Source organism: Microbacterium umsixpiens, assembly GCF_053543675.1.
On sequence record NZ_JBLVOH010000191.1, the window covers coordinates 1 to 1,351 of the forward strand.

3 protein-coding genes are annotated in these 1,351 nt (G+C 69.1%); all 3 read right to left on the reverse strand.

Going from position 1 to position 1,351, the window contains the following annotated elements; translation table 11 throughout:
- Positions 1-122, reverse strand: a 122-nt coding sequence (locus ACNPM4_RS17200; protein ID WP_448986498.1) for a MerR family DNA-binding transcriptional regulator, incomplete at its 3' end; no start/stop codon positions are given.
- A gap of 40 nt (positions 123-162) precedes the next feature.
- Positions 163-1,146 (reverse strand): DnaJ C-terminal domain-containing protein, encoded by a 984-nt coding sequence (locus tag ACNPM4_RS17205; RefSeq protein ID WP_029261334.1) that lies wholly within the window; start codon positions 1,144-1,146, stop codon positions 163-165.
- A 7-nt stretch (positions 1,147-1,153) separates the two neighbouring features.
- The coding region (locus ACNPM4_RS17210; RefSeq protein WP_448986491.1) for a nucleotide exchange factor GrpE at positions 1,154-1,351 on the reverse strand (198 nt) is incomplete at its 5' end.

Consider the following 1,351-nt stretch of genomic DNA (forward strand, 5'->3'; position numbering starts at 1 on the left):
CCGCCCGAGGTACGGCCGGGGACCACGAGCCCGATGCGGTCGTACTGCCGCAGCGTCTGCGGGTGGAGGCCGGAGAGCTCCGCGGCGGCCGCGATCGCGAACACCGGGGTGTCAGCATTCATCATGAACGCCTCCGCCCCCGGTGCCCGCTTCGACGATCGGTCATCGCCGCGCCTTGGCCATCAGCTCGGCGCGCGGGTTCTCCTCGGGCTCGAGCTCCTGGAACTTCTGCAGCGCCTCACGTGCGGCGTCGTCGAGGTGCGTGGGCACCGCGACCTGGAGCTCGGCGAGCAGGTCGCCCGTCCCCTTCGATGTCGCGACTCCGCGGCCCTTCACGCGCAGCACCCGCCCGGAGGGGGTGCCGGGTGCGACCCGGAGCTTGACCACATCGCCGCCGAGCGTCGGAACCTCGATCGTCGCCCCGAGGGTCGCCTCGGTGAACGTCACGGGGACCACGACGCGCAGGTTGAGCCCGTCGCGGGTGAAGACCGGGTGCGGACGCACCGCGATCTGCACCACGATGTCGCCGTTCTCCCCACCGTCAGGCGAGGGTCGGCCACGGCCGCGCAGACGGATCTTCTGCCCGTCGGCGACGCCCGCGGGGATCTTCACCTTGAACGGCTTGCCGTCTTCGCCCTGCAGGGAGATGGTCTCCCCCTGTACGGCGGTGACGAAGTCGAGCGTGGTGCGCGCGGTGACGTCGGCGCCGCGCTGCGGGCCGCCGTAACCGCGGTAGCCGCCGCTCGGCTGCCCGAAGCGCCCGTTGCCGAAGCTCGCGCCCTGACCCTGGTTGAACATCGCGAAGATGTCCTCGAAGTCGGCGGTCTGCCCTCGGCCCTGCTGACCGAACCGGCTGAACACGTCTTCGAAGCCGCCGGCGCCCTGACCGCTCGCGGTGAAGCGAGCGCCCGAGCCCATGGCGCGGATCTCGTCGTATTCCTTGCGCTGTTCGGCGTCGGAGAGCACCGAGTAGGCCTCGCTGATCTCCTTGAACTTCGCCTCTGCTTTGGCATCACCCTGATTGGAGTCCGGGTGGTACTTCCGCGCGAGCTTGCGATACGTCTTCTTCAGATCCGCATCACTGACGTCCTTGGAGACCCCGAGGGTCTTGTAGAAGTCCTTGTCGAACCAATCCTGGCTGGCCATCGATCACCTACTCCGCAGGGACAGCGACGACGACCTTCGCGGGGCGCAGCTCGACGTCTCCGAGGCGGTAGCCCACCTCGACGACCTCGAGGATCGTGGTCTTCTCCACGCCGGGAGTCGGCTGCTGGAAGATGGCCTCGTGGCGCTGCGGGTCGAATTCCTCGCCCTTCTCGCCGTACGCGACCACTCCGAGCCGCTCCACGCC

What these genes read in the sequence shown, in the direction of transcription:
- ACNPM4_RS17205 (WP_029261334.1), bottom strand. Translation starts at nt 1,146, where the DNA reads ATGGCCAGCCAGGATTGGTTCGACAAGGACTTCTACAAGACCCTCGGG.